The 25,876-nt window shown below is 73.5% G+C and carries 19 protein-coding genes and 1 pseudogene; 6 read left to right on the forward strand and 14 right to left on the reverse strand.

The genetic code is table 11. The features are described from left to right. Positions 1-118: 118 nt before the first annotated feature. Positions 119-526, reverse strand: coding sequence for a cobalamin B12-binding domain-containing protein (locus ACFQ87_RS29680; RefSeq protein ID WP_380613922.1), 408 nt, complete (start codon positions 524-526; stop codon positions 119-121). 337 nt (positions 527-863) lie between these two features. On the opposite strand from ACFQ87_RS29680, the gene ACFQ87_RS29685 reads away from it, so the two are divergent. Further along, positions 864-1,637 (forward strand): M23 family metallopeptidase, encoded by a 774-nt coding sequence (locus ACFQ87_RS29685; protein WP_380613923.1) that lies wholly within the window; start codon positions 864-866, stop codon positions 1,635-1,637. Positions 1,638-1,661: 24 nt separating this feature from the next. Here the strand turns inward: ACFQ87_RS29685 and pcrA are convergent, their stop codons facing one another. The 3 genes from pcrA to ACFQ87_RS29700 form a co-directional block, all read right to left on the reverse strand. Further along, the gene (pcrA, locus tag ACFQ87_RS29690) at positions 1,662-4,319 is read right to left on the reverse strand and encodes a DNA helicase PcrA (protein WP_380613924.1); all 2,658 of its coding nucleotides are present in this window, start codon (positions 4,317-4,319) and stop codon (positions 1,662-1,664) included. A gap of 214 nt (positions 4,320-4,533) precedes the next feature. After that, complete coding sequence (locus ACFQ87_RS29695) at positions 4,534-5,211, reverse strand: response regulator transcription factor (protein ID WP_270146514.1); 678 nt, start codon at positions 5,209-5,211, stop codon at positions 4,534-4,536. Then, entirely contained in the window at positions 5,204-6,562 is a 1,359-nt protein-coding gene (locus ACFQ87_RS29700; RefSeq protein WP_380613943.1) for a PspC domain-containing protein, read from the reverse strand. The genes ACFQ87_RS29695 and ACFQ87_RS29700 overlap by 8 nt, the downstream gene beginning before the upstream one ends. A gap of 263 nt (positions 6,563-6,825) precedes the next feature. On the opposite strand from ACFQ87_RS29700, the gene ACFQ87_RS29705 reads away from it, so the two are divergent. Both ACFQ87_RS29705 and ACFQ87_RS29710 read left to right on the forward strand, forming a co-directional pair. Beyond that, positions 6,826-8,292: a PspC domain-containing protein gene (locus tag ACFQ87_RS29705; protein ID WP_380613925.1), complete on the forward strand. Its 1,467-nt coding sequence runs from the start codon at positions 6,826-6,828 to the stop codon at positions 8,290-8,292. Further along, positions 8,289-8,498 (forward strand): hypothetical protein, encoded by a 210-nt coding sequence (locus ACFQ87_RS29710; protein WP_380613926.1) that lies wholly within the window; start codon positions 8,289-8,291, stop codon positions 8,496-8,498. Before ACFQ87_RS29705 ends, ACFQ87_RS29710 begins: the two co-directional genes overlap by 4 nt. A 22-nt stretch (positions 8,499-8,520) precedes the next feature. Here ACFQ87_RS29710 and ACFQ87_RS29715 read toward each other — a convergent pair whose 3' ends face one another. The 8 genes and pseudogenes from ACFQ87_RS29715 to ACFQ87_RS29750 form a co-directional block, all read right to left on the reverse strand. Continuing rightward, a complete protein-coding gene (locus tag ACFQ87_RS29715; protein ID WP_380613944.1) occupies positions 8,521-8,979 on the reverse strand; it encodes a ubiquinol-cytochrome c reductase iron-sulfur subunit in 459 nt (152 codons plus the stop codon). 48 nt (positions 8,980-9,027) lie between these two features. Beyond that, a pseudogene (locus ACFQ87_RS29720) lies at positions 9,028-9,555 on the reverse strand (DoxX family membrane protein); the annotation flags it as partial. Between the two features lie 199 nt (positions 9,556-9,754). Next, on the reverse strand, positions 9,755-11,350 hold the full coding sequence (guaA, locus tag ACFQ87_RS29725; protein ID WP_380613927.1) for a glutamine-hydrolyzing GMP synthase: 1,596 nt from the start codon (positions 11,348-11,350) through the stop codon (positions 9,755-9,757). Between the two features lie 1,018 nt (positions 11,351-12,368). Next, positions 12,369-14,222 carry a hypothetical protein gene (locus ACFQ87_RS29730; protein WP_380613928.1) on the reverse strand — a complete coding sequence of 618 codons (1,854 nt, stop codon included), beginning with the start codon at positions 14,220-14,222 and terminating at the stop codon, positions 12,369-12,371. A gap of 140 nt (positions 14,223-14,362) precedes the next feature. Next, entirely contained in the window at positions 14,363-16,168 is a 1,806-nt protein-coding gene (locus ACFQ87_RS29735) for a GMC oxidoreductase (protein WP_380613929.1), read from the reverse strand. 138 nt (positions 16,169-16,306) lie between these two features. Beyond that, on the reverse strand, positions 16,307-17,950 hold the full coding sequence (locus tag ACFQ87_RS29740) for a succinic semialdehyde dehydrogenase (protein WP_380613930.1): 1,644 nt from the start codon (positions 17,948-17,950) through the stop codon (positions 16,307-16,309). A gap of 105 nt (positions 17,951-18,055) precedes the next feature. Then, positions 18,056-19,828: a protein kinase gene (locus tag ACFQ87_RS29745; RefSeq protein ID WP_380613931.1), complete on the reverse strand. Its 1,773-nt coding sequence runs from the start codon at positions 19,826-19,828 to the stop codon at positions 18,056-18,058. Positions 19,829-19,991: 163 nt separating this feature from the next. Then, positions 19,992-21,092 carry a protein kinase gene (locus ACFQ87_RS29750; protein WP_380613932.1) on the reverse strand — a complete coding sequence of 367 codons (1,101 nt, stop codon included), beginning with the start codon at positions 21,090-21,092 and terminating at the stop codon, positions 19,992-19,994. A gap of 57 nt (positions 21,093-21,149) precedes the next feature. On the opposite strand from ACFQ87_RS29750, the gene ACFQ87_RS29755 reads away from it, so the two are divergent. Both ACFQ87_RS29755 and ACFQ87_RS29760 read left to right on the forward strand, forming a co-directional pair. Beyond that, complete coding sequence (locus tag ACFQ87_RS29755; RefSeq protein WP_380613933.1) at positions 21,150-21,314, forward strand: hypothetical protein; 165 nt, start codon at positions 21,150-21,152, stop codon at positions 21,312-21,314. Then, entirely contained in the window at positions 21,284-21,529 is a 246-nt protein-coding gene (locus ACFQ87_RS29760) for a hypothetical protein (protein ID WP_380613934.1), read from the forward strand. The genes ACFQ87_RS29755 and ACFQ87_RS29760 overlap by 31 nt, the downstream gene beginning before the upstream one ends. Here ACFQ87_RS29760 and ACFQ87_RS29765 read toward each other — a convergent pair. After that, positions 21,445-23,388, reverse strand: coding sequence for a serine/threonine-protein kinase (locus tag ACFQ87_RS29765; protein ID WP_380613935.1), 1,944 nt, complete (start codon positions 23,386-23,388; stop codon positions 21,445-21,447). The genes ACFQ87_RS29760 and ACFQ87_RS29765 overlap by 85 nt on opposite strands. Before the next feature lie 254 nt (positions 23,389-23,642). Between ACFQ87_RS29765 and ACFQ87_RS29770 the strand changes: the two genes are divergently transcribed. Continuing rightward, entirely contained in the window at positions 23,643-24,212 is a 570-nt protein-coding gene (locus tag ACFQ87_RS29770; protein WP_380613936.1) for a hypothetical protein, read from the forward strand. A gap of 323 nt (positions 24,213-24,535) precedes the next feature. Here the strand turns inward: ACFQ87_RS29770 and ACFQ87_RS29775 are convergent, their stop codons facing one another. Then, positions 24,536-25,663, reverse strand: coding sequence for a GuaB3 family IMP dehydrogenase-related protein (locus tag ACFQ87_RS29775; RefSeq protein WP_380613937.1), 1,128 nt, complete (start codon positions 25,661-25,663; stop codon positions 24,536-24,538). Positions 25,664-25,876: the final 213 nt, after the last annotated feature.

Below are 25,876 nucleotides of genomic sequence, written 5' to 3' on the forward strand. Positions count from 1 at the left end.
TGCAGAATAGAAACATCCCCAATCCCCCCCCTGGACCTCCCTCCCCCCTTTTGCTCCGGGGGCCGTGGGGGGTGTTTGTTTTTTGTGCCCCCCCCCCCCCCCTCCGCCGTGCCGAAGTTCAGCTGGCGGTGCGCAGGTTGGCCTCGACCCAGGCCACCACGTCCCGGGTGGGCGTGCCCGGGGTGAAGATGTCCGCGACGCCCATCGCCTTGAGCTCGGCGATGTCCTCGTCCGGGATGATCCCGCCGCAGAAGACCTTGATGTCCTCCGCGCCGCGCTCCTTCAACAGCTCCAGCACCCGCGCGCACAGCGTCATGTGGGCGCCGGAGAGGATCGACAGTCCGATGCCGTCCGCGTCCTCCTGGATCGCGGTGTCGACCACCTGCTCGGGCGTCTGGTGCAGCCCGGTGTAGATGACCTCCATACCGGCGTCGCGCAGGGCGCGCGCAATGACCTTGGCGCCACGGTCGTGACCGTCGAGCCCAGGCTTGGCGACCACCACACGGATCGGCCCCGACACACTCATCACTGCCTCCTGGACCTCGTCGTCCACTATCCGACCGGACCTTGTGGGCCCACGGGTGCGGTTAACGCTCGATAACCAACCAACCTGAGGGGAGATTAGCGCCACCCGGCCCGGTTGGCCGCGCCACCTCCCAAGAGGAGGGCAAAGTCACAGCCCCAGGCCTTGCTACCGGTGGGTATACCCGTCCTCGGACCCTCCGTACAGACACGGCACGCCCCTCTGTCGACCTCTTGACAACCGGAGGTTTTTCCGGGGCGTCGGCCTTGCGGCTACAGTCACGGCTGTTTTCCCTCTCGCTCGACGACGCGCCCGAGGCCCACCGAGGAGGCAGCCCCCGATGGCTCCCGAAGCAGCCGCCCGCCCGACCCGTGCGGAGCTGCGCCTCGCCGCCCGCGAGCAGTCCCGCTCCCAGCGCCGCGGCGCCGCCAAGGCGGCCACCCGGGCCGCGCTGTTCCGGGTCGCGGTCCCCTCGGTCGCCGCGCTCGGGGTCGCCGGGGCCGCGGCCGTCACGGTGGTCCAGGCGCAGCCCGACCGGGTGCCGCCGCAGGCGACGGCCGCCGACGCCCCGGAAACCACCGCCGCCCGGCAGAGCGCGCAACAGTCGGTCGCCTCCGGCGACCAGACCCAGGCCTCGCGCGGCGACGCCCGTCAGCCGCTGGCCGGCGCCCAGCCCACCGACACCCCAACGGCCCAACCCACCGCCGATCCGGTCAAGCCCAAGGTGGTCATGCCGGTCGCCCAGCACGGCCTCGGCGAGCTGTTCGGCGCGGCCGGCACCCACTGGGCCAACCGGCACACCGGCATCGACTTCCCGGTGGACGGCGGCTCCGAGGTCTACGCCGTCACCGACGGCACGATCCGGACGCAGTGGAACCCGTTCTACGGCTACATGTCGATCCTGAAGATGCCCGACGGCACCGAGGCCTGGTTCTGCCACCTGCGCGCCTACAAGGTGCGCAAGGGCCCGGTGAAGCAGGGCGACGTGATCGCCTTCGTCGGCAGCAGCGGGAACAGCACCGGGCCGCACCTGCACTTCGAGATCCGGCCGCCGGGCAGCGGGCCGGTCGACCCGCTGCCCTGGTTCCTCTCGAACGGGCTCGATCCGCGCTAGCGGTTCAGACCTTCGCCACGCGATTCAGAGCTTCTCGACGGGCGCGTAGCGCAGCAGCAGCTGCTTGCGCCCCTCGGTGCCGAAGTCGACCGTGGCCTGTGCCCGGTCGCCGACGCCGGTGACGCCCACCACCGTGCCCAGCCCGAAGGTGTCGTGGGTGACCCGGTCGCCGACCGCGAGCGAGACGGCCTCGCGCTCCACCGCCCTTCCGGAGCGCCGCGCCGACTGGCCCCAGCCCGCCTTGGGCGAGGCGGCCGTCGACGAGGAGCGCGAACTCCCGGCCCCGGAGGAGGACTTGCCCCAGGACGAACCCGACGAGAAACCGCGCTGGACCGGCGCCTGCGCCGCCCCCGTCCGCTTCCACTCGACCAGCGTCTCCGGGATCTCCTCCAGGAACCGCGAGGCCGGGTTGTAGGCCGGCTGCCCCCACGCGCTGCGCAGCACCGAGCGGGTCAGGTAGAGCCGCTCCCGGGCGCGGGTGAGCCCCACGTACGCGAGCCGGCGCTCCTCCTCCAACTCCTTGACCTGGTTGAGCGCCCGCATGTGCGGGAAGATCCCGTCCTCCATGCCGGTCAGGAAGACCACCGGGAACTCCAGGCCCTTGGCGGTGTGCAGGGTCATCATCGTGATGACGCCCTGTCCCTCCTCGTCCTCGTCCGGACTTCCTCCTTCGGTCCCGTACTGCTTCGCATCCGGGAGCTGGTCGGAGTCGGCGACCAGCGCGACCCGCTCCAGGAAGTCGGCCAGCGAGCCGACCGGCGGCGTGCCCTCCTCCCCGGCGTCCGGCCGCTCGCCCGGGTCCTGCTCGTACTCCAGGGCGACGGAGGCGAGCTCCTGCAGGTTCTCCACCCGGGTCTCGTCCTGCGGGTCGGTGGAGGCTTGGAGTTCGGCCAGGTAGCCGGTCTCCTCCAGGACGGCCTCCAGCACCGCCGCCGGGCCCGCGCCCGACTCGACGACCTGGCGCAGCCCGGCCATCAGGGTGTTGAACTTCTTGACCGCGTTGGCCGAGCGCGCGGCCATCCCGTACGCCTCGTCCACCCGCAGCAGCGCCTGGGCGAAGGAGATCCGCTCCCGCGCGGCCAGCGCGTCGACCATCGCCTCGGCCCGCTCGCCGATGCCGCGCTTGGGCACGTTGAGGATCCGGCGCAGCGGCACGGTGTCCTCCGGGTTGGAGAGCACCCGCAGGTACGCCAGGACGTCCCGGACCTCCTTGCGCTCGTAGAAGCGCACCCCGCCGACCACCTTGTACGGCAGGCCGACCCGGATGAACACCTCCTCGAACACGCGGGACTGGGCGTTGGTGCGGTAGAAGATCGCGACGTCGCCGGGCTTGGACTCGCCCTTGTCGGTGAGCCGGTCGATCTCGTCGGCGATGAACTGGGCCTCGCCGTGCTCGTCGTCCGCGACGTAGCCGACCACCTTCTCGCCGTGGTCGCCGGCCGTCCAGAGCTTCTTCTCGCGGCGGTTGGCGTTGCGCTCGATGACGGCGTTGGCGGCGCTCAGGATGGTCTGGGTGGAGCGGTAGTTCTGCTCCAGCAGGATCGTGGTCGCGTTCGGGTAGTCCTCCTCGAACTGGAGGATGTTGCGGATGGTCGCACCACGGAAGGCGTAGATCGACTGGTCCGCGTCACCGACCACGCACAGCTCGGCCGGCGGCACCTCGGCGAGGTGGGCGGCGGCCGGGTTCACGAAGTCGCCGTCCGCGGTGCGCTTCGGCGCGGCCGCGACGGACCCGCCGCTCAGCTCGCGCACCAGCATGTACTGGGCGTGGTTGGTGTCCTGGTACTCGTCGACCAGGATGTGCCGGAACCGGCGGCGGTAGTGCTCGGCGACGTCGGGGAAGGCCTGCAGCAGGTTCACCGTCGTCATGATGATGTCGTCGAAGTCCAGCGCGTTGGCCTCGCGCAGCCGCCGCTGGTACAGCGTGTACGCCTCGGCGAGCTTCTTCTCCATCGGGTTGGCGGCCTGGTCGGCGAAGGTCTCCTCGTCGATCAGCTCGTTCTTGAGGTTGCTGATCTTCGCGGTGAAGGACTTCGGCGGGAACTGCTTCGGGTCCAGGTCGAGGTCGCGGCAGACCAGCGACATCAGCCGCTGCGAGTCGGCCGAGTCGTAGATCGAGAAGCTGGAGGTGAAGCCCAGCACCTTGGACTCGCGGCGCAGGATCCGCACGCAGGCGCTGTGGAAGGTGGACACCCACATCGCCCGGGCGCGCGGGCCGACCAGCGCCTCGACGCGCTCGCGCATCTCGCCGGCCGCCTTGTTGGTGAAGGTGATCGCCAGGATCTCGCCCGGCTGCACCCCGCGGGCGCCCAGCAGGTGCGCGATCCGGTGGGTCAGCACCCGGGTCTTGCCGGAGCCGGCGCCGGCCACGATCAGCAGCGGCGAGCCCGCGTGCAGCACCGCCTCGCGCTGGGGGTCGTTCATCCCCTCCAGCAGCTGCGCCGGGTCCACCACCGGCCGGGCGGCGCCGTTGCGGTACCAGGCGTCCCGCTCGGCCTGGGCGGCGTGGTCGGTCTGGAACAGCCCCTCCGGGATGGCCTCCTCGTAGGCGTCGTACGGGACGTCGTCCTCGTACGGCGGAGGCTCCTCGTCGACGGCGTCGATGGGTGCTGCGGGCTGCTTCGACCCGGCGGCGGGTGCCTCGAAACCGGGGAGCGGGAGGTCGTCAAAGAGGCTACTCATGGCACATCGAGTCTATGGCCACCCACCGACAAGCCCGTCCGGTCCGAGGAATCGGACCGGACGGGCTTGACGGCATCAGTGCGACCAGTACGGGTCGTCGACGGTCGCGCACTCGTCGGCGGAGCCCTTCGGCCCCCACGCTTCCCTTCGTTCCTGTGGCCCGGCGACGCCGGGCCACAGGAACGAAGGGAACTGCAGTGCGAACCCGGGGTTGTCAGACCAGGCGGCGGGCGGTGGCCCAGCGGGTGAGCTCGTGGCGGTTGCTGAGCTGCAGCTTGCGCAGGACGGCGGAGACGTGGCTCTCGACGGTCTTCACCGAGATGAAGAGCTGCTTGGCGATCTCCTTGTAGGCGTAGCCGCGGGCGATCAGCCGCAGCACCTCGCGCTCGCGCTGGGTGAGGCGGTCGAGGTCCTCGTCCACCGGCGGGGTGTCGGTGGCGGCGAAGGCGTCCAGGACGAAGCCGGCCAGCCGGGGCGAGAAGACCGCGTCGCCGTCGGCGATCCGGAAGATCGCGTCGACCAGGTCGGTGCCGGTGATGGTCTTGGTGACGTAGCCGCGCGCGCCGCCGCGGATGACGCCGATGACGTCCTCGGCGGCGTCCGAGACGGACAGCGCCAGGAACTTCACTCCTCCCTGCTCGCCCATCACGCCGACCGAGCGGCGCAGCACCTCGACGCCGCCGCCGCCGGGCAGGTGGACGTCCAGCAACACCACGTCCGGCCTGGTCTCGGCGACCACGCGGACCGCCGAGTCCACGTCGTCGGCCTCGCCGACCACGTCGATGCCGGTCACCTCGGTACGGCCGATCTCGGCCCTGACCCCCGTCCGGAACATCCGGTGGTCGTCCACCAGGACGACCCTGGCCGTGCGCTCCGGCGCTGCCTCAGTCATTCGTTCTCTCCATCTCCAGCTCGACCTCGGTGCCGCCGCCCGCCGCCGGCCGCACCCGAGCGGTGCCGCCGTGGCGCTTCATCCGGCCGATGATCGACTCCCGTACGCCCATCCGGTCCTCGGGCACCGTGTCGGGGTCGAAGCCGGGGCCGTGGTCGCGGATGAACACCGACACCGTCCTCCCCTCCACCTCGGCGTAGACCTGGACCGGTCCCCCGCCACCGTACTTGGCCGCGTTGACGGTCGCCTCCCTCGCGGCCTGCATCTGTGCCGCGATCTTCTCGTCCATCGGGCAGTCGCCGACGATCACCAGTTCGACCGGGACGCCGTGCCGGTCCTCGACCTCGGCGACGGCGACGCGCAGGGTCTCCGCCATGGTGTCCGGCGCGGCCTCGGCGGCGGCCTCCGGGCGGTACAGCCACAGCCGCAGCTCGCGCTCCTGGGAGCGGGCCAGCCGGAGCACCTCCTTGGGGTCCTCGGCCCGACGCTGGATCAGGGTCAGGGTGTGCAGCACCGAGTCGTGGATGTGCGCGGCGATCTCGGCGCGCTCCTGGGCGCGGATGCGGGCGGTGCGCTCGGCGCCGAGGTCCTGCCACATCCGCAGACCGTACGGGCCGAGCAGCACCAGCACCCCGGCCAGCACCGCGAGCGAGGCCTCGATCACCGAGCCGAGCGTGGAGCCGCTGCCCTGCATGGCGAGCAGCGCGATGGTGCCGACCACCGCGAGCAGCACGCCGGCGCCGACCCGGGTGTAGGCGCCGCGCCGCTTCTCGCCCTCCTCGATGCCGAACCAGCGCTGCCAGCGCGAGTCGTCGGCCTGCCGCCAGACCAGCGCGACGCCGACGCCGATCGCCAGCAGCGGCCAGGTGTACGGCTTGGCGGTCTGCCAGCCGAGCACGTTCAGCAGGGCGATCAGGCCGATCACGAGCATGACCAGGGCGGCGAGCTGGCCGATGCCGCCCTGCTCGTTCTTGCCGGCGCCCGCGGCCTCGGCGGCCCCTGTGGCCCCTGCGACCTCGCCCTGGGCGGCGGGCGGGGTGACCGGCTCGCCCTGGAGGGCGTGCTGGAGCAGTTCGCGCAGCCGGCCGACCCAGCCGCCGCCGGACTTGGTCAGCGGGGTGCCCGGCCGCAGCCAGGGCGAGGTCGGGATGTAGACGCCGTTGACGTTCACCCAGTGCGTGCCGCCGCGCTGCGAGGGCTCGCCGATGCCGATCGGCACCACGAACCAGAACGCGGCGTACAGCAGCGCGCCGATCCCTTGCGCGAAGAACAACAGGACGAAGGCGAGCCGCACCCAGCGGACCGGCAGCCCGAGGTGCACCGCCAGACCGTGTGCGACGCCGCCCAGCATCCGCCCCTGCGGGCTGCGGTAGAGCCGGCGGTACGGCGGCCGCCCGCCGTCGGACGCGTTCGGGTCACCGCCGGCCGACGGCGCGGTGTCGGGGGCGAGGGGTCGAGGATCGGTACCGGGTGCTGCCACGGCACCGATGGTTCCACGCGGGGGCCTGCGGGCGCATCAGGGTGTGTCCCCCACGCTTATCAGGGACAAGTCAGGGTACGGGCAGGGCCGGACCCGGTTGGGCCGGACCACCGTCTGCCGGAAGGATGGTGCCCATGACCGAGGACCACCGCATCCAGGAGGCCGGGCCCGCCGCCCCGCCGGAACCGGACCGCCCACCGCTGACCCGGGCCGAGCACCACCGCGTGGTGGCCGGCGTCTGCGGCGGTCTCGGGCGGCATCTGGACATCGACCCGGTGGTCTTCCGGGTGGTCACCGTGGTGCTCTGCCTCTCCGGCGGTCTCGGACTGTTCCTGTACGGCCTGGCCTGGCTGATCGTCCCGACCGAGGGCGCCGCCGACGGCAAGGGCCGGGGCGCGCGCACCGAGCTCCAGCGGGTGCTCACCGGCCGGGTCGACGGCCAGTCGGTCGGCGCGGTGCTGCTGACCGTGATCGGCACCGGGGTGTTCTTCTCCTCGATGGGCGACGGCGACCAGCTGTTCCCGCTGCTGCTGCTCGGCGGTCTGGTCTTCCTGGCCGTGCGCTACGACCCGGACCGCCGCCGCGGCCGGATCCGCGGCCGCCGGCGCGGCGGCCCGTACGACCGCCACTTCCCCGAGGGCGAGGGCCACGGCTGGCCGCGCCCGCCGCAGGACGAGGCGGCCCGCGCCCAGCACGCCGCCGACCAGGCCGCCGGGAGGGTCCCCGCCGACTCCCCCGCCCCCGGCCCGAGCGGCTACCTGTGGGACCCGCGCCACCCCGAGCGCAACCCGTACGGCGACACCGCCCCCACTTCCTCGGCCACCACGCCCCCGTGGGGGTCCCCCCGGCCGGAGGCCGGGGGGGGCACGAAGGTGCCGCCGCCCGGCAGCCCGGCCCAGCCCTGGTGGCAGCGCGCCGACCTGCCGGAGGGCGATCCGCTGCGCAAGGAGCGCCCGGAGCGCCGCCGCGGTCCGGCCGCGGTCCGGCACCCCAAGGAGCGCTCGGCGCTCGGCTTCTTCGGCTTCCTGTTGGCGATCGGCGCGGCCACCGCGGTCTGGTCCGCCTCGGTCGGGCACACCGACGTCACCAGGCTGAGCACGGTCGTGCTGGCCACCGGGCTGCTGGTGATCGGCCTGACCCTGCTGCTGGCCGCGAAGTTCGGCAAGGCCCGCAAGCTCGCGGTGCTGGGCCTGCTGGCCACCCTGGCGCTGGCCTTCGCCGGCCGCGCGCCGCACACCGTGCAGGACGCCATCGGCGACCGCTCGTGGACGGTCACCTCGGCAGCCGACCTGAAGGACCGCTACAACCTCGGCGCCGGCAACATCCGGCTGGACCTGGCCGGGCTCGCCCCCGCCGGGAGCACCCTCACCACCAAGGTCGACCTCGGTGCCGGTCAGCTGACCGTCACCCTGCCGCAGGACGTCACGGTGAACCTGGTGGCCCGGGTCGGCCTCGGCAGCATCAACGTCCCCGGCGACCGTGACGACAGCACCGGGCGGCACACCTACGTACTCGACCCGCCGGCCGGTCATCCGTCCAAGGGCACGCTCGACCTCGAACTCGGCATCGGCATCGGCGACATCAAGGTGGTCCAGCAGTGAGGAAGCACCGGCTCGACCTGTTCTCGCTGATCGCGGGCGGACTGTTCACGGTGATCGCCGTGCTCTACCTGGTGGCGGCGCTCAACGACCAGTCGGTGAACGGACGGATCGTCGTCCCGGTCACCTTCATCGTGCTGGGCGTGGGCGGCCTGGCCGGCGCGGTGGTGGCGGTGGCCCGGCGCAACCGGCCCGACCGCGAGGACTGAGGCCTGTCTCCGGGCCCGGCCCTCAGCTCTGCAGCGGGCCCAGGGTCAGCTTGTCCCCGTCCTTGCTGACGGTGTACCTGGGCAGCGGCTTGACTGCCGGACCGTTGACCACCGCGCCGGTCGCGGCGTCGAACCGGGAGCCGTGGCACGGGCAGTACAGCTGGCCGTTCTTCGGCGCGTCCACCGCGCAGCCGGAGTGGGTGCACACCGAGGAGAGGGCGCAGTACTGGCCCGCCTTGGGCTGCACGATGTAGACGGCGTCCCCGGTGGCCGGGTCCTTGACCTGCGCCGAGCCGCCGACCGGCACGTTCGCCACGGGCACCGAGGGGCCGTGTGCCGAGGGGGCGGGCGCCGTCACGGCGGAGGCGGGGGCCGCGGACTGCTTGGGGGCGGCCTGCTTCTTCCGGCCGAAGGTCCGGGTCAGCGAGCCGGTCAGCAGCCCGGCGCCGCCGGCCGCGACCGCCGCGATCCCCCCGTCCACCAGCGCCCGGCGCTTGACGTGGCCCTCGGCCAGCCCGCGCTCCCGGTCCCGCCCGGCCCGGCGGGCCAGGTAGCCGTCCACCGACAGGTACGGCGTGCCGGCCAGCACCAGCGGGGTCCAGGCCATCAGGTAGCCGAGGTCGTTGCCGAGGTAGTACGGCGAGACACTCCAGCTGACGGTGAGCCAGAGGCTCAGGTTGATCAACGCGCCGCCGAGCGCCGCGACCCGGCCCCAGAGGCCGAGCAGGGTGCCGAGGCCGACCGCCAGCTCGCCGAAGGCGACCGCGAGGGCGAACAGGGTGGGCGCGTGGAGGGCCGGGCCGAGCAGGAAGGAGATCGGGCTGCCGCCGGCCTTGGCCGCCTGGGTCTGCGAGACGAAGGAGGCCGGATCGCCCGCGCCGGCCAGGAAGTGGGAGTCGGAGAGCTTGTCCAGGGCGGCGTAGACGAAGGTGACGGCGAGGAACAGCCGCAAGGGCAGCAACGCGTACGTGGATGCGAACGCCCGCCGCTGGGCCGCCCGGTCGGCCGGGCCGGACGCGTCCCCGGCGACCGCCACGGAGTCACTGGCCTCCGACATCCCTCACACCTTCCTTCGCGGCCTGCCACTCCCTGACAGGTCCGGTCCGCATTCTGCCCGCTCCTGAACGCTTTCGGTGGGACGTCCCACCCCGGCAGAGCAAGAGGTCCCACCCGGGGGAGCGAACGGCCGCGCCGCCGCTCCCCCATACGGGAACGACGGCGCGGCCGTTCAGCACCGGCTCAGCGGCGCGGGAGTGCTACTCCCACTCGATGGTGCCCGGCGGCTTGCTGGTGACGTCGACGACGACGCGGTTCACGTCGCTGACCTCGTTGGTGATCCGGGTGGAGATCCGGGCCAGCACGTCGTACGGCAGGCGCGACCAGTCGGCGGTCATGGCGTCCTCGGAGGAGACCGGGCGCAGCACGATCGGGTGACCGTAGGTGCGGCCGTCGCCCTGGACGCCCACGCTGCGGACGTCGGCGAGCAGCACGACCGGGCACTGCCAGATCTCGCGGTCCAGACCGGCCGCGGTCAGCTCCTCGCGGGCGATCGCGTCGGCGTCGCGGAGCAGGTCCAGCCGCTCCTTGGTGACCTCGCCGACGATCCGGATGCCCAGGCCCGGGCCCGGGAACGGCTGGCGCTGGACGATCTCCTCCGGCAGGCCCAGCTCCTGGCCGACCATCCGGACCTCGTCCTTGAACAGCTTGCGCAGCGGCTCGACCAGCTGGAACTGCAGGTCCTCGGGCAGGCCGCCGACGTTGTGGTGGGACTTGATGTTGGCGGTGCCGGTGCCGCCGCCGGACTCCACCACGTCCGGGTACAGGGTGCCCTGGACCAGGAAGTCGACCGACTCGCCGTGGGCGCCGGCCTCGGCGACGATCTCGGCCTGGGCCTGCTCGAAGACCCGGATGAACTCGCGGCCGATGATCTTGCGCTTCTCCTCGGGGTCGGTGACCCCCTTCAGCGCGTTCAGGAAGCGCTCGGAGGCGTCGACGACCTTCAGCTGGACGCCGGTGGCGGCCACGAAGTCCTTCTCGACCTGCTCGGTCTCGCCCTTGCGCATCAGGCCGTGGTCGACGTAGACGCAGGTCAGTCGGTCACCGATGGCCTTGTTGACCAGGGCGGCGGCGACCGCGGAGTCCACCCCGCCGGACAGGCCGCAGATCGCGCGCTTGTTGCCGACCTGCTCGCGGATCAGGGCGATCTGCTCCTCGACCACGCTGCCGGTGGTCCAGGTCGGGGCGATGCCGGCGCCGCGGTAGAGGAAGTGCTCCAGGATCTGCTGGCCGTGGTCGGAGTGCAGCACCTCGGGGTGGTACTGGACGCCGTACAGCCGGGCCTCGTCGTTCTCGAAGGCCGCGACCGGGACCAGGTCGGTGGAGGCGGTGACGGTGAAGCCCTCCGGGGCGGCGGAACAGGCGTCCCCGTGCGACATCCACACCGAGTGCTGCGCCGGGACGCCCTCGAACAGGGTCGAGCCGGTGCGGGAGACGGTCAGCGGGGTGCGGCCGTACTCGCGGGCGCCGTTGTTGTCGACGGTGCCGCCCAGCGTCTTGGCCATCAGCTGGAAGCCGTAGCACATGCCGAAGACCGGGACACCGGCCTCGAAGATCGCGCGGTCGAGCTGCGGCGCGCCCTCTTCGTAGACCGACGACGGACCGCCGGAGAGGATGATCGCCTTGGGGTTCTTGGCGAGCATCTCGGCGACCGGCATGCTGCTCGGCACGATCTCGCTGTAGACCCGCGCCTCACGCACCCGACGGGCGATGAGCTGGGCGTACTGGGCACCGAAGTCGACCACCAGGACGGTGTCGTTGTCCGGTGCGGACTGGACGGGAATTGCAGAGGACACAGACGGCCTTCCGGCAGCGGTATCGAGGTGTCGCGCTGAACCGCCTCCCCGACGGGGGCTGCGGCGGCGGACGGGTGTGGGGTGTCTGAACACCGATTCTACCGGGCTGTCCGGTTTCACTCGTCTGCCCGTCCAAAGAACCGTGACCGGTCGGGCCCGCGCTTCGTTGCTTCTGACGACCGCACGGCCACGCCGCGTCCGCCAGACGCGCCGCCAGCGCCCCCCGACCGGGGGGCACGCCGTACGGGCTGCAGGACCACGCGTGGAGCTTCACCCCAGTCCACCGGCGCACGTGGCGCCGCCGCCCCGGCCCGCCGGGGAGCGCGGCTCCGTGGGACCGTGCGCGGGTGCCGCGGCCGGCCAGCAGGGGACAGCGACCCCGGCCGCGACTGGGCCGAGAGGTGGGGCGGCCGGCTCCGGGGACGCCCGGGACCGGCCGTCACACCGACGGTTCACCCCGGGGCACGCCCCGGGCGCACACCCCTCACCGTCCCGCGCTGCTACGCGCGTCCCCGTGCGCCGCAGCCACTTCGACCACTACTCACCGTGATCATTCGGCGCGGTGCCCGCCGTAAATGGACTGTGCCGAACTGTGCCGAATCGGTTGCAGAGCAAGCCCTCCGTCCAGCACGATGCTCGGTGTGAACGGTTCTCCCGGCGGCCAGCAGGCTCATCGCGGAGGTCCGGACCGATGTCTCCGCCGCCGCCGCGCAGGAAGGTGACAGCGGTTTTCACTTCACGCTCCGTGAGCGGGGGCCCCGGCGCAAACCTGCGCGCCGACCCGCCGTCGCGCGGACGTGCGCGACCCGCTTCGCCGGCCACCCACGCCGGAGCCGCGAGGACGCGACCCGAAGCCAACCGACACGACGGCGCTCCTCCCCCGGCGCCGTCACCTCCAGCACCGGCGCAGCCCTGACGCCGAGTGCTGAACGACAAAGGGCCCCGTTCCCCCGCGGGGCCCTTTGCCCGTTCCCCGCCGCGGTCAGACGGTCAGGGGGCTCGCGTCGGGGGGCTCGCATCAGGGGTGGTCGCGCCAGACGCTCGGATCCACCGGCTCCTCGGGCGGCCGCGGCGGGTGGCCCGGCAGCGGTGTGCCGGCGGGGGGCGGCGGCGCCTCGTGCGAGCCGATCACCTCGCTGACCCCAGCCCCTGGCGCCTCCGGCGGCGCGTCCTGCGGTGCGGCGCCCTGCGACGGCGCCCCGTACGGTGCGGGGCCCTGCGGCGGCACGCCCTGTGGCGGAACGCCGTACGCCGGACCGCCCGGGTACGGCACCTGCGGCGGCACCGCCCCGTAGGGCCCGTGCGGCACACCGTGCGGCGCGGCGCCGGACGCGTACTGGACGACCCGGCCCCGGCCGCTGAGGGCGGAGAGCACCGCGGGCACCACCAGCGCGCCGACCACCGCCCAGACCGCACTGACCACCAGCACGCTCGGGAACGCCAGGCCCACCGAGGTGTCCTGCGAGGTGGTTCGGCTACCGGACCCGCCCCAGCCCTCGACCGACGGCATCACGTACGACATCGAGGTGGTCATCAGCCCGCCGGACGCCGCCGAGAGCAGGGTGAGCAGCCCGGCGTACACGGCCGCCAGCCGCAGCCGGTCGGCAGCGTCCAGCTGCCGCCGGTACGCCGTCCAGCCGAGGAAGCCCGCCGCGGCGAGCGCCAGCAGCCCCGTCCAGCGCCAGTCGGCGGTCTGGTCGTGCAGGTCGAAGAAGGAGAACTCCGCGCCGTCGTCGCCCCGGCCACGCCAGTCCGGCACGTCCCCGCCCAGGTCGCTGTGGCCCCGGAAGGTGGCGCCCGAGCCGATGCCCAGCAGCACCAGGCCGAGGTTCGGCAGGAGGGCCAGCGAGCTCGCCGTCAGCCAGCCGTTGTCACTGTTGACCGCGACCAGCACGAAGGCCGTCACCGAGGCCAGGCCCAGGGTCAACGCCAGCGCCCGGCCCGCGGTCAGCGCTGCCACCGCCCAGCCGCGCACCGCCCGGCTGCGCCAGGCGGCCCAGCGCAGCGCGTCGGTGCCGTACACGGCGAAGGTCAGCAGCCCGCCCAGCACCACGGCCCAGCCGACCGCCCACAGCCAGGTGGAGTCGGCGGTGAAGCTCGCCTTCGCGAGGTCGGCGGCGCTGGAGCCGTAGTAGTCGGGGTCGAGTTCACGGCGGTCCGGCTGCCAGGCGGTGCTCCCGACCACCCCGAGCAGCAGGGTCGCCAGGCCGAGGACCAGGGCGGTGCGCAGCGCCTCGCCGGCCGCCTGCGCCCTCGTCAGCTGGGAGCCGTCGGCCTTGCGGCGGCGCAGCCCGGCCCGCAGACCGAGCCAGAGCGCCAGGCACCACAGGACGGTGACGGTCATCGGCACCACCCAGAAGGTGATGTCCATGCGCTCCGCGCTGCCCCGGGACAGCGGGCTCTGGTAGCCGAGCCGGAACGGCGCGCCGAGCGCGTTCAGCGCCATCGACAGCATCGCGCCGAAGCGGTAGCCGAAGTCGGGCGCGGGGAAGGCGCCGTCATAGGTGTAGTCGCTGGGGATGGCCACGGCCAGCGCCACCAGCAGCAGGACCAGCGTCGGGGCGATGGCCGCCAGGAGGGCGGGGCGCCAGTCCAGCCCGGTGAGCAGGCGCTGCGGCTTCTCGTACGGGACGCCGGTGCCCCAACTGCCCATCGCGGGCGGGCCGCCGACCGGCGGGTACCCGGCGCCCGGGCCGGGCGGCGGGTAGTAGCCGGGCGGCGTGGTGGGCGGCGGCGGCCCGTACCCGGGGGCGGGCGGCGGCACGGCGGGCAGGGCGGCGGTCGGGGGCGGGGGTGCCAGCGGCCGGCCGCACGAGCCGCAGGCGGGCGCCCCCTCCACCGAAGTCGCGCCGCACGATGCGCAGTTGGCCATGGACCGCATTCCCCCCGCTCGACGAGTTCCTGGTCCCCCAGGGAGCCCGTTTATCCCATCGGATCCGAACGGCTGTCAACCACGAAGGAACCCAAGCGGGTTGGCCCCGACCGGGCGGGTCCGGGGCCCGCCCCCGGGCCCTAGTCACGCTTCTTCGGGACCTCCGGGACGGGCAGCAGCGGCAGCCGCAGCGCACCGAACGCGCCCTCCGGAACGGCCGGTCGGACCGGCGCGACGGCGGCGACCGGGCGGTAGGCCTCGCCCGGGGCCGGGCGCGGGTCCTCCTCTCCCTTGTTGGGCCACATCGACAGGGCGCGCTCGGCCTGGGCGGTGATGGTGAGCGAGGGGTTCACGCCGAGGTTGGCGGAGACGGCCGCGCCGTCCACCACGCTGATCCCGGGGTGCCCGTACAGCCGGTGGTACGGGTCGACCACGCCGGTCTCGGGGGCGTCGCCGATCGGGCAGCCGCCGAGGAAGTGCGCGGTCATCGGGATGTCGAAGATCTCGCCGACGGTGCCGCCCGGGAAGCCGTTGATCTCCTCGGCCAGCGCCTGGGCGCCCTGCTCGGCGGCCGGGATCCAGGTCGGGTTGGGGGTGCCGTGGCCCTGGCTGGAGGTGAGCCGGGGCTTGCCGAGCGGCCCCTTCTTGAGCGAGACGGTGATCGAGTTGTCCAGCGACTGCATCACCAGGCCGATGATCGTCTTCTCGGACCAGCCGCGCTGGTCCATCGAGCGGGCGAAGGTCACCGGGTGGAGCGCCGAGTTGCCCAGGTAGCGCAGCCAGCGCGGGACCTTCCCGCCGCCCTTGACCTGGGCGATGGACAGCGCGCCCATCGCGTTGGAGCCCTTGCCGTAGCGGACCGGCTCGATGTGGGTGTTGGCGTCCGGGTGGATCGAGGAGGTGATCGCGACGCCCTTGGTGAAGTCCGCCTTGCCGCCGTAGCGCCGGTCGGTGGTCTGCGCGCCCACCAGCGCCTCGGAGTTGGTGCGGGTCAGCTCGCCGAGCCGGGCGGAGATCCGGGGCAGGTGGCCGGCGTCGCGCATCCGGTGCAGCAGCGACTGGGTGCCGTAGGTGCCGGCCGCGACGACCACCCGGGCGGCGGTGATGGTCCGCGCGCCCGCCTTCACCCGGTCGGTCCTGGAGCGGGAGTCGGTGCGGCGCACGTCCACCGCGAAGCCGCGATTCCCGTCGGCTTCGCCGACCTCCCGGATCCGGGCCACCGTGGTGAGCGGGAGGATCTCGGCGCCGCCCCGCTCCGCCAGGTACAGGTAGTTCTCGGTGAGCATGTTCTTGGCGCCGTGTCGGCAGCCGGTCATGCACTCGCCGCACTCCACGCAGGCCTTGCGGGCCGGGCCGGCCCCGCCGAAGTACGGGTCGGCGACCTCGTCCCCGGGCGCCGCCTTGGCGGTGCCGTCGGTGTCCTTGCCGTCGCCGAAGAAGACCCCGACCGGCGCCATGTGGAAGGTGTCGCCGACGCCCATCCGCTCGGCGGCCGCCTTGAGGTGGACGTCCGAGGGGGTGACGGTCGGGTTGAGCCGGACCCCGAGCATCCGCTGCGCCTGGTCGTAGAACGGCGCCAACTCCTTCTGCCAGTCCGTGATGTGGCGCCACTGACGGTCCTCGAAGAAGGCCTTCGGCGGCACGTACAGGGTGTTGGCGTAGTTCAGCGAACCGCCGCCGACCCCGGCGCCGGCCAGGATCAGCACATTGGCCAGCAGATGGATCCGCTGGATGCCGTACAGCCCGAGCTGCGGCGCCCACAGGTAGTTCGGCAGGTCCCAGGAGTTCCGGGGCAGTTCGTCCCGCTCGAAGCGCCGCCCGGCCTCCAGGACGGCGACCCGGTAGCCCTTCTCGGTCAGCCGCAGCGCCGCGACCGAACCGCCGAAGCCGGAACCGACCACGACCACGTCGTAGTCGAACTCCGCCGAACCGCCGGACTCCACCATCTGCCACTGCTCCTTCGAGGGTTGAACCTGCCTGTGGGAAAAGCCGGTCGGACGCTACTCGGCCCCGGGAGCCACGTGGGCCCCGAGTCGCCTGAGTCCGGGAACCACGTGCGCCCGGACGTCACCCGGGCCCGGGGGTCACTTGAGCCGCAGCGCCTTGAGCACCCGCAGCCCGCCGGTCATCACGGCGGCGAACTGCCGGTCGTCCAGACCGAAGGAGGGCGCCAGCGGCATCACCCGCTGGGTCGCGATGGTCTGCGCCTCGGTGAAGCGCAGGATGCCCTCGGCGCCGTGGCGCCGGCCGAGCCCGGAGTCGCCCATGCCGCCCATCGGCGAGGCGACCGAGCCGTACGCGGCCGCGTACGCCTCGTTGACGTTGACCGTCCCGGTGCGCAGCCGGGCCGCGACCGCCCGGCCGCGCCGCAGGTCCCTGGTCCAGACGCTGGAGTTCAGGCCGTACGGCGTGGAGTTGGCGGCCGCGACCGCCTCCTCCTCGGTGTCGAAGCGGTAGACCGCGACGACCGGGCCGAAGGTCTCCTCACCGCAGACCGACATCTCCGGAGTCACCCCGTCGAGGACGGTCGGCTCGTAGAAGTACGGGCCGAGGTCCGGCCGGGCCCGCCCGCCCGCCAGCACGGTGGCGCCCGCCTTGACCGCCTCCTCCACGTGCCGGGCGGTGGTGTCCAGCTGGCGCACGGAGACCAGCGAGCCCATGTCGGCGCCGTACGCGAGGCCGCCGCCCAGGCGCAGCGCCCGGGTGCGGGCGACGAATCGCTCCAGGAAGTCGTCGGCCACCGAGCGGTGCACCAGCAGCCGCTCGATCGAGATGCACAGCTGCCCGGCCGAGGAGAAGCAGGCCCGGACGGCGCCCGCGGCGGCCGCGTCGAGGTCGGCGTCGGAGAGCACCAGCATGGCGTTCTTGCCGCCGAGTTCGAGCGAGGCGCCGACCAGCCGGGCGGCGGCGCGCTGGGCGACCTCGCGGCCGGTGCGGGTCGAGCCGGTGAAGGAGACGTAGTCGGCGTGCTCCACCACGGCGGGGCCGATCACCGGGCCGTCGCCGATCACCACCTGCCACAGGTCGGCCGGCAGCCCGGCCTCGATCAGCAGCTCGCGGGCCCACAGCCCGGTCAGCGCGGTCTGGGTGTCGGGCTTGTTGACCACCGCGTTGCCGGCCACGAAGGCGGGCAGCAGGTCGCCGATGCACAGCTCCAGCGGGTAGTTCCACGGCGAGATGTGGCCGACCACGCCCTTGGGGCGGCGGGCCTCGACGGTGTGGGTGAGCACCGGCAGCGCCCCGCCGCGGCGGCGGTCCCGGAGGTAGCCCTGCGCGCCGCGCCCGTAGTGCCGGGCGGCCATGGCGACGGCGAGCACCTCCTCGAAGGCGTGCAGCCGGGCCTTGCCGGTCTCGGCCTGGATCAGGTCCAGCACCTCGTCCTGCCGCTTGAGCAACAGGTCGTGGAAGCGCAGCAGGACGGCGGCGCGGCGGCGCACCGGCAGCGCGGCCCAGGCGGACTGGGCGCGGCGGGCCAGCTGGAAGGCGACCTCGACGTCGGCCGGGGTGGACCGCGGCAGGCCCGCCAGCCGCTCGCCGGTCAGCGGGGCGACGGTCTCCACCACACTGGGCTCACCGGTCGCGGTGACCCCGGCGGCCAGCCGGGCCACCAGGGACGGCGGGACGGCGGCCGCGACGGTCCGGCCACCCCCGGGAGCTGCCGGGTTGCCGCTCGCGGGACCGGCGTCGGGGTGTTCGGTGGCCGCTGCATCTGCTGTGAGGTCCGACATACGGCGCAGCCTAGGCCTTCGGGGGCCGGCACGGTACCCGTCGGTAACAAGAATCTGCCGCAGTCGGGCGAAAGCGGGGCGCTCCGCCCGTCAGCGTGCTGCCCCTCAGCGCGTCGGGGTGAAGGCGTTGAGCACCGTGGTGAAGCGCTGCAAGGCCTCGTTCCACTCGTTGCCCTTGTCCGGGCTGGACGAGTAGATCGCGTAGGCGGTGCCGTCCTCGTCGATGAACTCGGTCTCGATCGCGCGCCGGCGGCCGCCCTCCTTCGCCGCGTAGCTGAACTCCCAGACCGCCGCCTCGTGGCCGTTCACGGCGGAGCTCGCCATCCGGTGCTGCTTGTAGTCCTTCTGCGCCTTGGAGACGCTGGCCTCCATTTGCTTCATGTGGTCCAGCGGCTTGATCGACTGGCCGACGGTGACCGCGAACTGCAGGTAGTGCACCTTGCCGTCCGGGCTGTAGAAGATCTGGGTGTTGTCCGTCCCGGTGATCCGCTGCCAGGTCGGGCTGGCGGTCGGCAGCGGGAAGCGGAAGCCGGCCGGATCGTCGACCCAGTGGTAGCCGTTGGGCGCGGGCGTCTCGGGGCCGGCGCTGCCGCTCGGCTCCGGCTCGGTGGTCTCGGCCGGACCGGTCGGGGTGGGGTCGGTGCCCGGGCCGCCGACCACGTGCCGGGTGGCGAGGAAGGTCGCCCCGGCCGCCAGCACCCCGACGGCCACCGCGATGGCGACCAGCTTCAGCCGGCTGCGGCGCTTGGCCGGTCCGCGCGCGGGCGCGGCGGTGTGCGCGACCGGCGCGCTGACGGCGGTGTGTGCCTGCGGCGCGACGGGCACGCCCCCGGCGGTGTCCTCGGCGACGGCCGGGACGGCGGACGAACCGACGGAGGTGGCGGCCGTCGCGGCGCCGGCCGGACGCGGCTCGGTGGGCTCCTCCGAGCCCTCCTGCGGCGGCGTCGCGGTCCCCTCCGGTGCCTCACTGCGGTCCACCACCGGCACCGACTGGGTCGGCGTACGGACGGACGCGACGGACTTCAGTCCGATGGTGTGCCCGGCCTGCACCTCGGCCAGCATCCGGGCCGCCTCGTCCGCGCTCGGCCGGTCGGCCGGGTCCTTGGCCATCAGCGCGGCCAGCACCGGCCCCAGCGGCCCGGCCCGGCGCGACTCCGGCAGCGGCTCGTCGACCACCGCGGCCAGCGTGGTGATCGGCGAGTCCCGGCGGAACGGCGACTGCCCCTCGACCGCCGCGTACAGCGTGGCCCCCAGGCCCCACAGGTCGGAGGCCGGGCCGGGCCGCTCGCCCTGGGCGCGCTCGGGCGCCAGGTAGTCCGGCGAGCCGACCAGGTCACCCGGCCGGGTCAGCTCGGTCGAGCCCTCGTAGGTCGCGATGCCGAAGTCCAGCAGCACCACCCTCCCGGTGCCGCGCTCCAGCAGGACGTTGGCCGGCTTGACGTCCCGGTGCAACACGCCGAGCTGGTGGCCGCGGTGCAGCGCGGCCAGCACCTGGCTGCCGACCTCGGCGGCGGCGCGCGGCTGGAGGGTGCCGTCCTGGCTGATCACATCGGCCAGCGAGCGGCCGTCGACCAGCTCCATCACGATCCAGGGCCGACCGTCCTGCTCCAGCACGTCGTGCACGGTGATCACACCGGGGTGCTTGATCCGGGCGGCCGCGCTGGCCTCGCGCTTCATCCGCGCGTGCAGGATCTGCAGGTCCTCCTCGGGGAGGTGGTTGACGGTCAGCTCCTTGACCGCGACCTCGCGGTCCAGCATCCGGTCCCAGGCCCGCCAGACCGTGCCCATCCCGCCCCGGCCGAGCCGCTCACCGAGCTCGTACCGCCCGGCCAGCAACCGCTCCGTGTCGGCCGCCTCCGGCCGGTCCTGCACGCCCATCGGTGACCGCTCCCCCTCTCGACTTCCACCTGCCGTCACCGCGGCGAATCGCCTGGTGCGGACCGCTGTTCGAACTGATCCCACGCACACACTAGGCGTACCTTGCCCACCCCGGTAATCACGCCCGCCCACCGGACCGAGGAGGTGGTGCGCACCGGGGCCGTCAGCCTGCGAACAGCACCACGGCGACCATTCCCACCACCAGCAGCAGGAACACGCCCCCGACCAGCAGCGGCCCCAATAGGGAGGGGGGTATCCGGGGGGCTCTGCCGCCGCCCGTACCCGCCCCGTTGAATTCCGCACCGACCTCCGGCCGGCCGCCCCGGCCCCGCCGACGCGGCCGCTGCCGCACCAGCGGCGCGTCCGGCTTCAGCTCCACCGCCCGCGCCGCCCGCTCCCCGTCGGCCGGTTCCGGCGCGCCCACCAGCAGCGCGGCCAGCTCCTGCCGCGCCGCCTCCGCGGTCGGCCGCAGGGTCGGATCCGGCTGCAGCAGCCGTTCGGCCAGCGGCGCCAGCAGCCCGCAGACCACCGAGGGCTCGCGCCGCCCGTCCCGGACCGCCGTCACCAGCTCCGGCACACCGCCCTCCGGGTACGGCGCACGGCCGGTGAGCATCCGTTGCAGCAGCACCCCGAGCGCCCAGCAGTCGCCCGCCGGACCGCCGTCCAGCGGCCAGCGCTCGGCCACCGGGCCGACCAGGGTGGCCCGCACCTCGTAGCGGCGGCGGCCCCCCGGCCCGCCGAGGTCCTCGGCCAGCGCCTCCTGCGCCACCCCGGAGAGCAGCCCGCCGAGCATCGCCGCGCCGTCCTCGCAGACCAGCACCGACTCGGCGGTCAGATTGCCGTGGGCGAGCCCGGCCTCGTGCAGCGCCCGCAGCGCGCCGGCCAGGTCCGCCGCCAACTCGGCCGCCCGGTACGGCGGCACCGGCCCGCCGGCGAGCAGCTCGGCCAGCGTCTGCCCGGCCGGCCGCTCCTCCACCGTCCACAGCAGCTCGCCCTCGACGAAGGCCCCGACCCCGCGCAGCAGCCGCGGGTGCCAGGACGGCGCGGCCGAGCCGACCGCCGCCACCCGCCGCACCAGCCGGTCCCCGTGCGCGGGGTTCGGCTCGTCCGGGTCCTGACCGGCGGTCAGCAGCGCGGGCAGCTCCACGGCGCGCAGCAGCACCGACTCACCGGTCCGCTCGTCCACCGCGAAGGCGCGCAGCAGTTCCGGACGGTCAGTCAGCCGGTACCGCCCCGCCAGCAACTGCCCAGGGCCGCCTCGCATGCCAGTTCCTCTCGCTCACCGAGCAGCCTACTGAGCGGCTCCTTCACGCTCGATCCCATGGGCTGGACCGATCTGATCGACACCGCTTTCGAGGTGGCGGCCGACAGCGGCCGAGCCAACCAGGTCGAAGCCGCCGTCACCGACGGCGGGAAGCCGGTCGCCACCCCGACCACTTCCGCAAGGGGGCACTGGTGCTCACCACCCACCGCGTGCTCTTCCTGAAGGACGGGAAGCCGCCGGTCCCGGTTCCGTTCACGGCCGTCACCGACGCCACCGTGACCCGCACCGGGCTCAACGGCGACGCGCTGACGGTCGTCGTGCTGACCGGCTCGCACCGCTTCGAGGACGGGGCCTACGGCGCCGGCTGGAAGCTGTTGAACACCACGTCCCGGACCGGTGCCTGCGCGGCCCACTTGTCGTCCGGGACGATCCAGTAGATCGAGTAGCCGTACTTGGCCGGAGTGCCGGTCACGAAGCCGCGGTTGAGCGAGTGCGTCTTGGGCGTGCCGTTGGTCCACTCCCAGTCAGCCGCGTTGGTCCACTGCCGGTAGTTGATCGCCGACAGGTTCAGCCGCTGGTAGTTGCTCACCTGCGCGCGCAGGTCGGGCTCGGCGTCCTGCCAGTCGGCGACGGCGCTCGCGTGCGGCGAGGTGCTCCACTCGATCCGCAGCTGACTGCCGTCCGCGTTCTTGAAGATCCGCCGGTTGGAGTCCGACCCGGCCGGCTGCAGCCCGTCCGGCAGGAAGACCGAGAAGCCGCTCGGGTCCTTGTACTCGTGGTACCCGGCCGGCGCCGCCCCGCCCGGCGCGGGCTGGGTCGGAGTCGGCGTCGGGGTGGGCGTGGCCGCCGGGGTCGGAGTCGGGGTCGGAGTGCCGGCGGCCGGCGGCGGCGCGGCGACCGAGGAGGCGGCCGTGGTGGCCGGCTCGGCGGGCGTCCCGGCGGGCGCGGGCTCGCCGGACGGGACCGCCGGAGCCTGGCTCGGCACGGCCGCGGAGGTCGTCGCCACCGGCGAGGTGGCGCCCGCGCTGTGGGTGCTCTCGCTCTTCGAACCGGTGTCCCCGCCGCCCACGGCCTGAACCACCGCGACCAGCCCGGCGATCAGCAGCAGCACGACCACCACGGTCGCGATGGCCAGCCGACGCCGGCCCGTGCGCGGGTCGGCCCCGGCCGCCTGGGTCGCGCCCCTGGTCCACTCGCTGGTCACCGGCCGGATCGGCTCGCCCGCCGGAGCGGGCTCCGACTCGACGACGGCCTTCCCGGCGGGCTCCGCCGACGGCTCCTCGTCCCGGGCCCGGCTGCCCACCCGGACCGTCCCCAGCAGCCCGCCCACGGTCCGCTTGGGAGCGGGCTCGGCAGCCGGCTTCTCCGCCTGCTCCTCCGCCTGCTCCTCCGCCTGCTTCCCGGCCTTCCCGGCCGACTTCTCGAACGGCATCGCGTGCTCGGTGGTCGACTCGGACTTCACGGTCGCCTCGGCGACCACCCGCTTGAGCATCGACCGGGTCTGCGAGGCGTCCAGGCGCTTGGCCGGGTCCTTCTCCAGCAGCCCCTCGATCACCGGCAGCAGCGCCCCGGCGTTCGCCGGCGGGGCCAGCTCCTCGGTCATCACCGCGGTCAGGGTGGCCAGCGCCGAACCCCGGTCGTACGGCGGCCGCCCCTCGACCATCGCGTACAGCGTCCCACCCAGCGACCACAGGTCGGCCGGCGGCCCGGGCTTCTGCCCGCGCGCCCGCTCCGGGGATATGTACGAGGGTGCGCCGACCAGCATGCCGGTGGAGGTGACCGAGGCGTCGCCCTCCACGCTGGCGATGCCGAAGTCGGTGAGCACGACCCGACCGTCCTCGCCGATCAGCACGTTGGACGGCTTGACGTCCCGGTGCAGGATGCCCAGCGCGTGCGCCGCGATCAGCACGCCCAGCACGTCCAGCGCGATCTCCGCAGCCCGGCCGGGCGACAGCGGCCCGTCCTCCCGGATCACGTCGGCCAGCGAGCGGGACTCGACCAGCTCCATGACGATCCACGGCCGGTCGTCCTCGTCGACCACGTCGAAGACGGTCACCGCCGAGTTGTGCCGGATCCGCGCGGTCGCCTTCGCCTCGCGCAGCGTCCGGACGATCAGCCGGTGCTTCTCCTCCTCGTCGACGCTGGCGTTCATCCGCAGTTCCTTGACCGCGACGGTCCGGCCCAGCATCTCGTCCTCGGCGCGCCAGACAGTGCCCATGCCACCGCGCCCGAGCACGCCGTTCAGCCGGTAGCGGCCGGCCAGGAGGCGGCCGGTGGAACCCTGCGCCTGGGTCATTCGGAACGTTCCCCCATGTGCTGCCGGCGGTCGTGGTGACGGCGCATCGGCCCGGCCCCAGGCCCGAGCGCCCAAGCCTCCATCATCCCCTGTCCCCGGGGGTCGCGACCACCCACCCCCCGGTCCAAGCCGGGACGAACCGGAACGGGTGCGGCGCTCCGTGCCCGATCTGTGATCGAAAACTCGCCAAGATCTGTCCGAGGCGCTGCTACCGTTCGGCAGCTCATCGTCTTTTCCGGGGGGACTCGACGCCCATGACCGCACCCGCACCGGGCGCTGACGGCCCATCGCCCCGACCGCGCACCGCCCAGCACTACTCGGTCGCACCCGTCCTCGACACCCCCGACGGGTACGTCGCCCCCGGCATGCCCGGCGTCCCGGTCACCGGCTACGACCCCGTCACCCCCACCGCCCACCGAAGGGCCCCACGCCGCCGCCGCACCGCCCTCGCCCTCACCCTCGCCCTGCTCGCCACCCTGCTCGGCGGCCTGGCCTACGGCTGCGCCCCGCCACGGGCCGCCGACAGCCTCGGCTGGCTGGCCATCGCCCAGGCCGGCCTGGTCGCTCTCCCCCTCGGCCTCCTCGGCGGCCGGAACCGGTTACTCCCACCCGTCGGCGCCCTCCTCGCGGCCGCCGCCCTGCTACTCGGCCAGCTCACCCAGCAGCTCCGCCTGGTCCACACCACCGGCCCCGGCCCCCGCGGCCTCCTCCCTGACGCCCTCACCTCCTGGCGCGGCGACCTGCGCCCCCTCGACCTCGCCTTCTACGCGATAGCCCTGATCGGTGGCTTCCTCCTCACCCGCCGCACCGCCAACCGCACCTGACCCCCACTCCGCGCCAACCCGCGCCCACCCACCCCCCAGCGACCCCCCTCACCCCGCACCTCCCCTCTAGCGAGAGGGACGCGCTGCGGGAGGGGGCGGCGCAGGGGGTGGCCCGGAGAGGGGCGTGACAGGTGATTTTCAGACTGCCACCGCACCCAACGCCCCACCCAACAGAATGGGCAGTCGGAAAATCATCCAGCCCCCGGAGCGGCCACCCCCGGAGCCGCCCCCGGCCACCCACCCTCCCGAAAGCCCCCCACCAACACGGAAACCCCCACCCGACAACCCGGGCAGGGGCCTCCGTCACTCCGTCAGCACACCACTCAGCGGTGATCCAGCGCCGGGTTAACCGTCACCTCAACCCGCTGGAACTCCTTCAGCTCCGTGTACCCCGTGGTGGCCATCGCCCGCCGCAGCGCACCGAACAGGTTCATGGTCCCGTCCGGCGTGTGCGAAGGACCGGTCAGGATCTCCTCGGTGGTGCCGACCGTACCGAGGTCCACCCGCTTGCCGCGCGGCAGCTCCTCGTGGACGGCCTCCATGCCCCAGTGGAAGCCCTTGCCCGGGGCATCGGTGGCGCGGGCCAGCGCGGCACCGATCATCACCGCGTCGGCGCCGCAGGCGACCGCCTTCGGGATGTCGCCGCTGTAGCCGACGCCGCCGTCCGCGATCACGTGCACGTAGCGGCCGCCGGACTCGTCCATGTAGTCGCGGCGAGCGGCCGCCACGTCGGCGACGGCGGTGGCCATCGGCACCTGGATGCCGAGCACGTTGCGGGTGGTGTGGGCGGCGCCGCCGCCGAAGCCGACCAGCACGCCGGCCGCGCCGGTCCGCATCAGGTGCAGCGCGGCGGTGTAGGTGGCGCAGCCGCCGACGATCACCGGGACGTCCAGCTCGTAGATGAACTGCTTGAGGTTGAGCGGCTCGGCGGCGCTGGAGACGTGCTCGGCCGAGACGGTGGTGCCGCGGATGACGAAGACGTCGACGCCGGCGTCCACGACGGCCTTGGAGAACTCGGCGGTGCGCTGCGGCGAGAGCGCGGCGGCGGTGACCACGCCGGAGTCGCGGACCTCCTGGATCCGCTGCTTGATCAGCTCGGCGCGGATCGGCGCGGCGTAGATCTCCTGCAGGCGGCGGGTCGCGGCGGCGGCGTCGGTGATCGAGGCGATCTCGTCCAGCAGCGGCTGCGGGTCCTCGTAGCGGGTCCAGAGGCCTTCCAGGTTCAGCACGCCCAGACCGCCCAGGCGGCCGATCTTGATGGCCTGCTCGGGCGAGACCACGCTGTCCATCGGGGCGGCCAGGAACGGCAGCTCGAAGCGGTAGGCGTCGATCTGCCAGGCGATCGAGACCTCCTTCGGGTCACGCGTACGGCGGCTGGGGACGACGGCGATGTCGTCGAAGGCGTACGCCCGGCGGCCGCGCTTGCCTCGCCCGATCTCGATCTCAGTCACTTCGAGCCCTTCTGCTTTGTTGCTCATGCCCGCCGGGTCACCCCGGCCGCCCCCAGTATCCCGTACCGGAGCTGGTCCCGCCCCGACGGCCCAGCCGCCGGACACGACGAGGGGCCCGGAAGTACGGGGGTGGGGGGGGGGGCCGGCGGGGGGTGGCCCTCTGGCTCCCGCAGCTCTCGAAATCCAAGCTCAGTTAAATGGAGAAGGGGTTTT

Origin of the sequence: Kitasatospora sp. NPDC056531 (assembly GCF_042794375.1) — a bacterium.
Lineage (GTDB): Bacteria > Actinomycetota > Actinomycetes > Streptomycetales > Streptomycetaceae > Kitasatospora.

Bases quoted from the DNA above. Each gene is read 5' to 3' on its own strand.
- ACFQ87_RS29685 (WP_380613923.1), top strand. From the start codon at position 864: ATGGCTCCCGAAGCAGCCGCCCGCCCGACCCGTGCGGAGCTGCGCCTC.
- ACFQ87_RS29735 (WP_380613929.1), bottom strand. From the start codon at position 16,168: ATGGTGGAGTCCGGCGGTTCGGCGGAGTTCGACTACGACGTGGTCGTG.
- ACFQ87_RS29680 (WP_380613922.1), bottom strand. From the start codon at position 526: ATGAGTGTGTCGGGGCCGATCCGTGTGGTGGTCGCCAAGCCTGGGCTC.
- ACFQ87_RS29765 (WP_380613935.1), bottom strand. From the start codon at position 23,388: ATGACCCAGGCGCAGGGTTCCACCGGCCGCCTCCTGGCCGGCCGCTAC.
- ACFQ87_RS29740 (WP_380613930.1), bottom strand. From the start codon at position 17,950: ATGTCGGACCTCACAGCAGATGCAGCGGCCACCGAACACCCCGACGCC.
- ACFQ87_RS29695 (WP_270146514.1), bottom strand. From the start codon at position 5,211: ATGACTGAGGCAGCGCCGGAGCGCACGGCCAGGGTCGTCCTGGTGGAC.
- ACFQ87_RS29770 (WP_380613936.1), top strand. From the start codon at position 23,643: ATGACCGCACCCGCACCGGGCGCTGACGGCCCATCGCCCCGACCGCGC.
- ACFQ87_RS29705 (WP_380613925.1), top strand. From the start codon at position 6,826: ATGACCGAGGACCACCGCATCCAGGAGGCCGGGCCCGCCGCCCCGCCG.
- ACFQ87_RS29750 (WP_380613932.1), bottom strand. From the start codon at position 21,092: ATGCGAGGCGGCCCTGGGCAGTTGCTGGCGGGGCGGTACCGGCTGACT.
- ACFQ87_RS29755 (WP_380613933.1), top strand. From the start codon at position 21,150: ATGGGCTGGACCGATCTGATCGACACCGCTTTCGAGGTGGCGGCCGAC.
- ACFQ87_RS29700 (WP_380613943.1), bottom strand. From the start codon at position 6,562: ATGCTGGGCGGCGTCGCACACGGTCTGGCGGTGCACCTCGGGCTGCCG.
- ACFQ87_RS29730 (WP_380613928.1), bottom strand. From the start codon at position 14,222: ATGGCCAACTGCGCATCGTGCGGCGCGACTTCGGTGGAGGGGGCGCCC.
- ACFQ87_RS29745 (WP_380613931.1), bottom strand. From the start codon at position 19,828: ATGGGCGTGCAGGACCGGCCGGAGGCGGCCGACACGGAGCGGTTGCTG.
- pcrA (WP_380613924.1), bottom strand. From the start codon at position 4,319: ATGAGTAGCCTCTTTGACGACCTCCCGCTCCCCGGTTTCGAGGCACCC.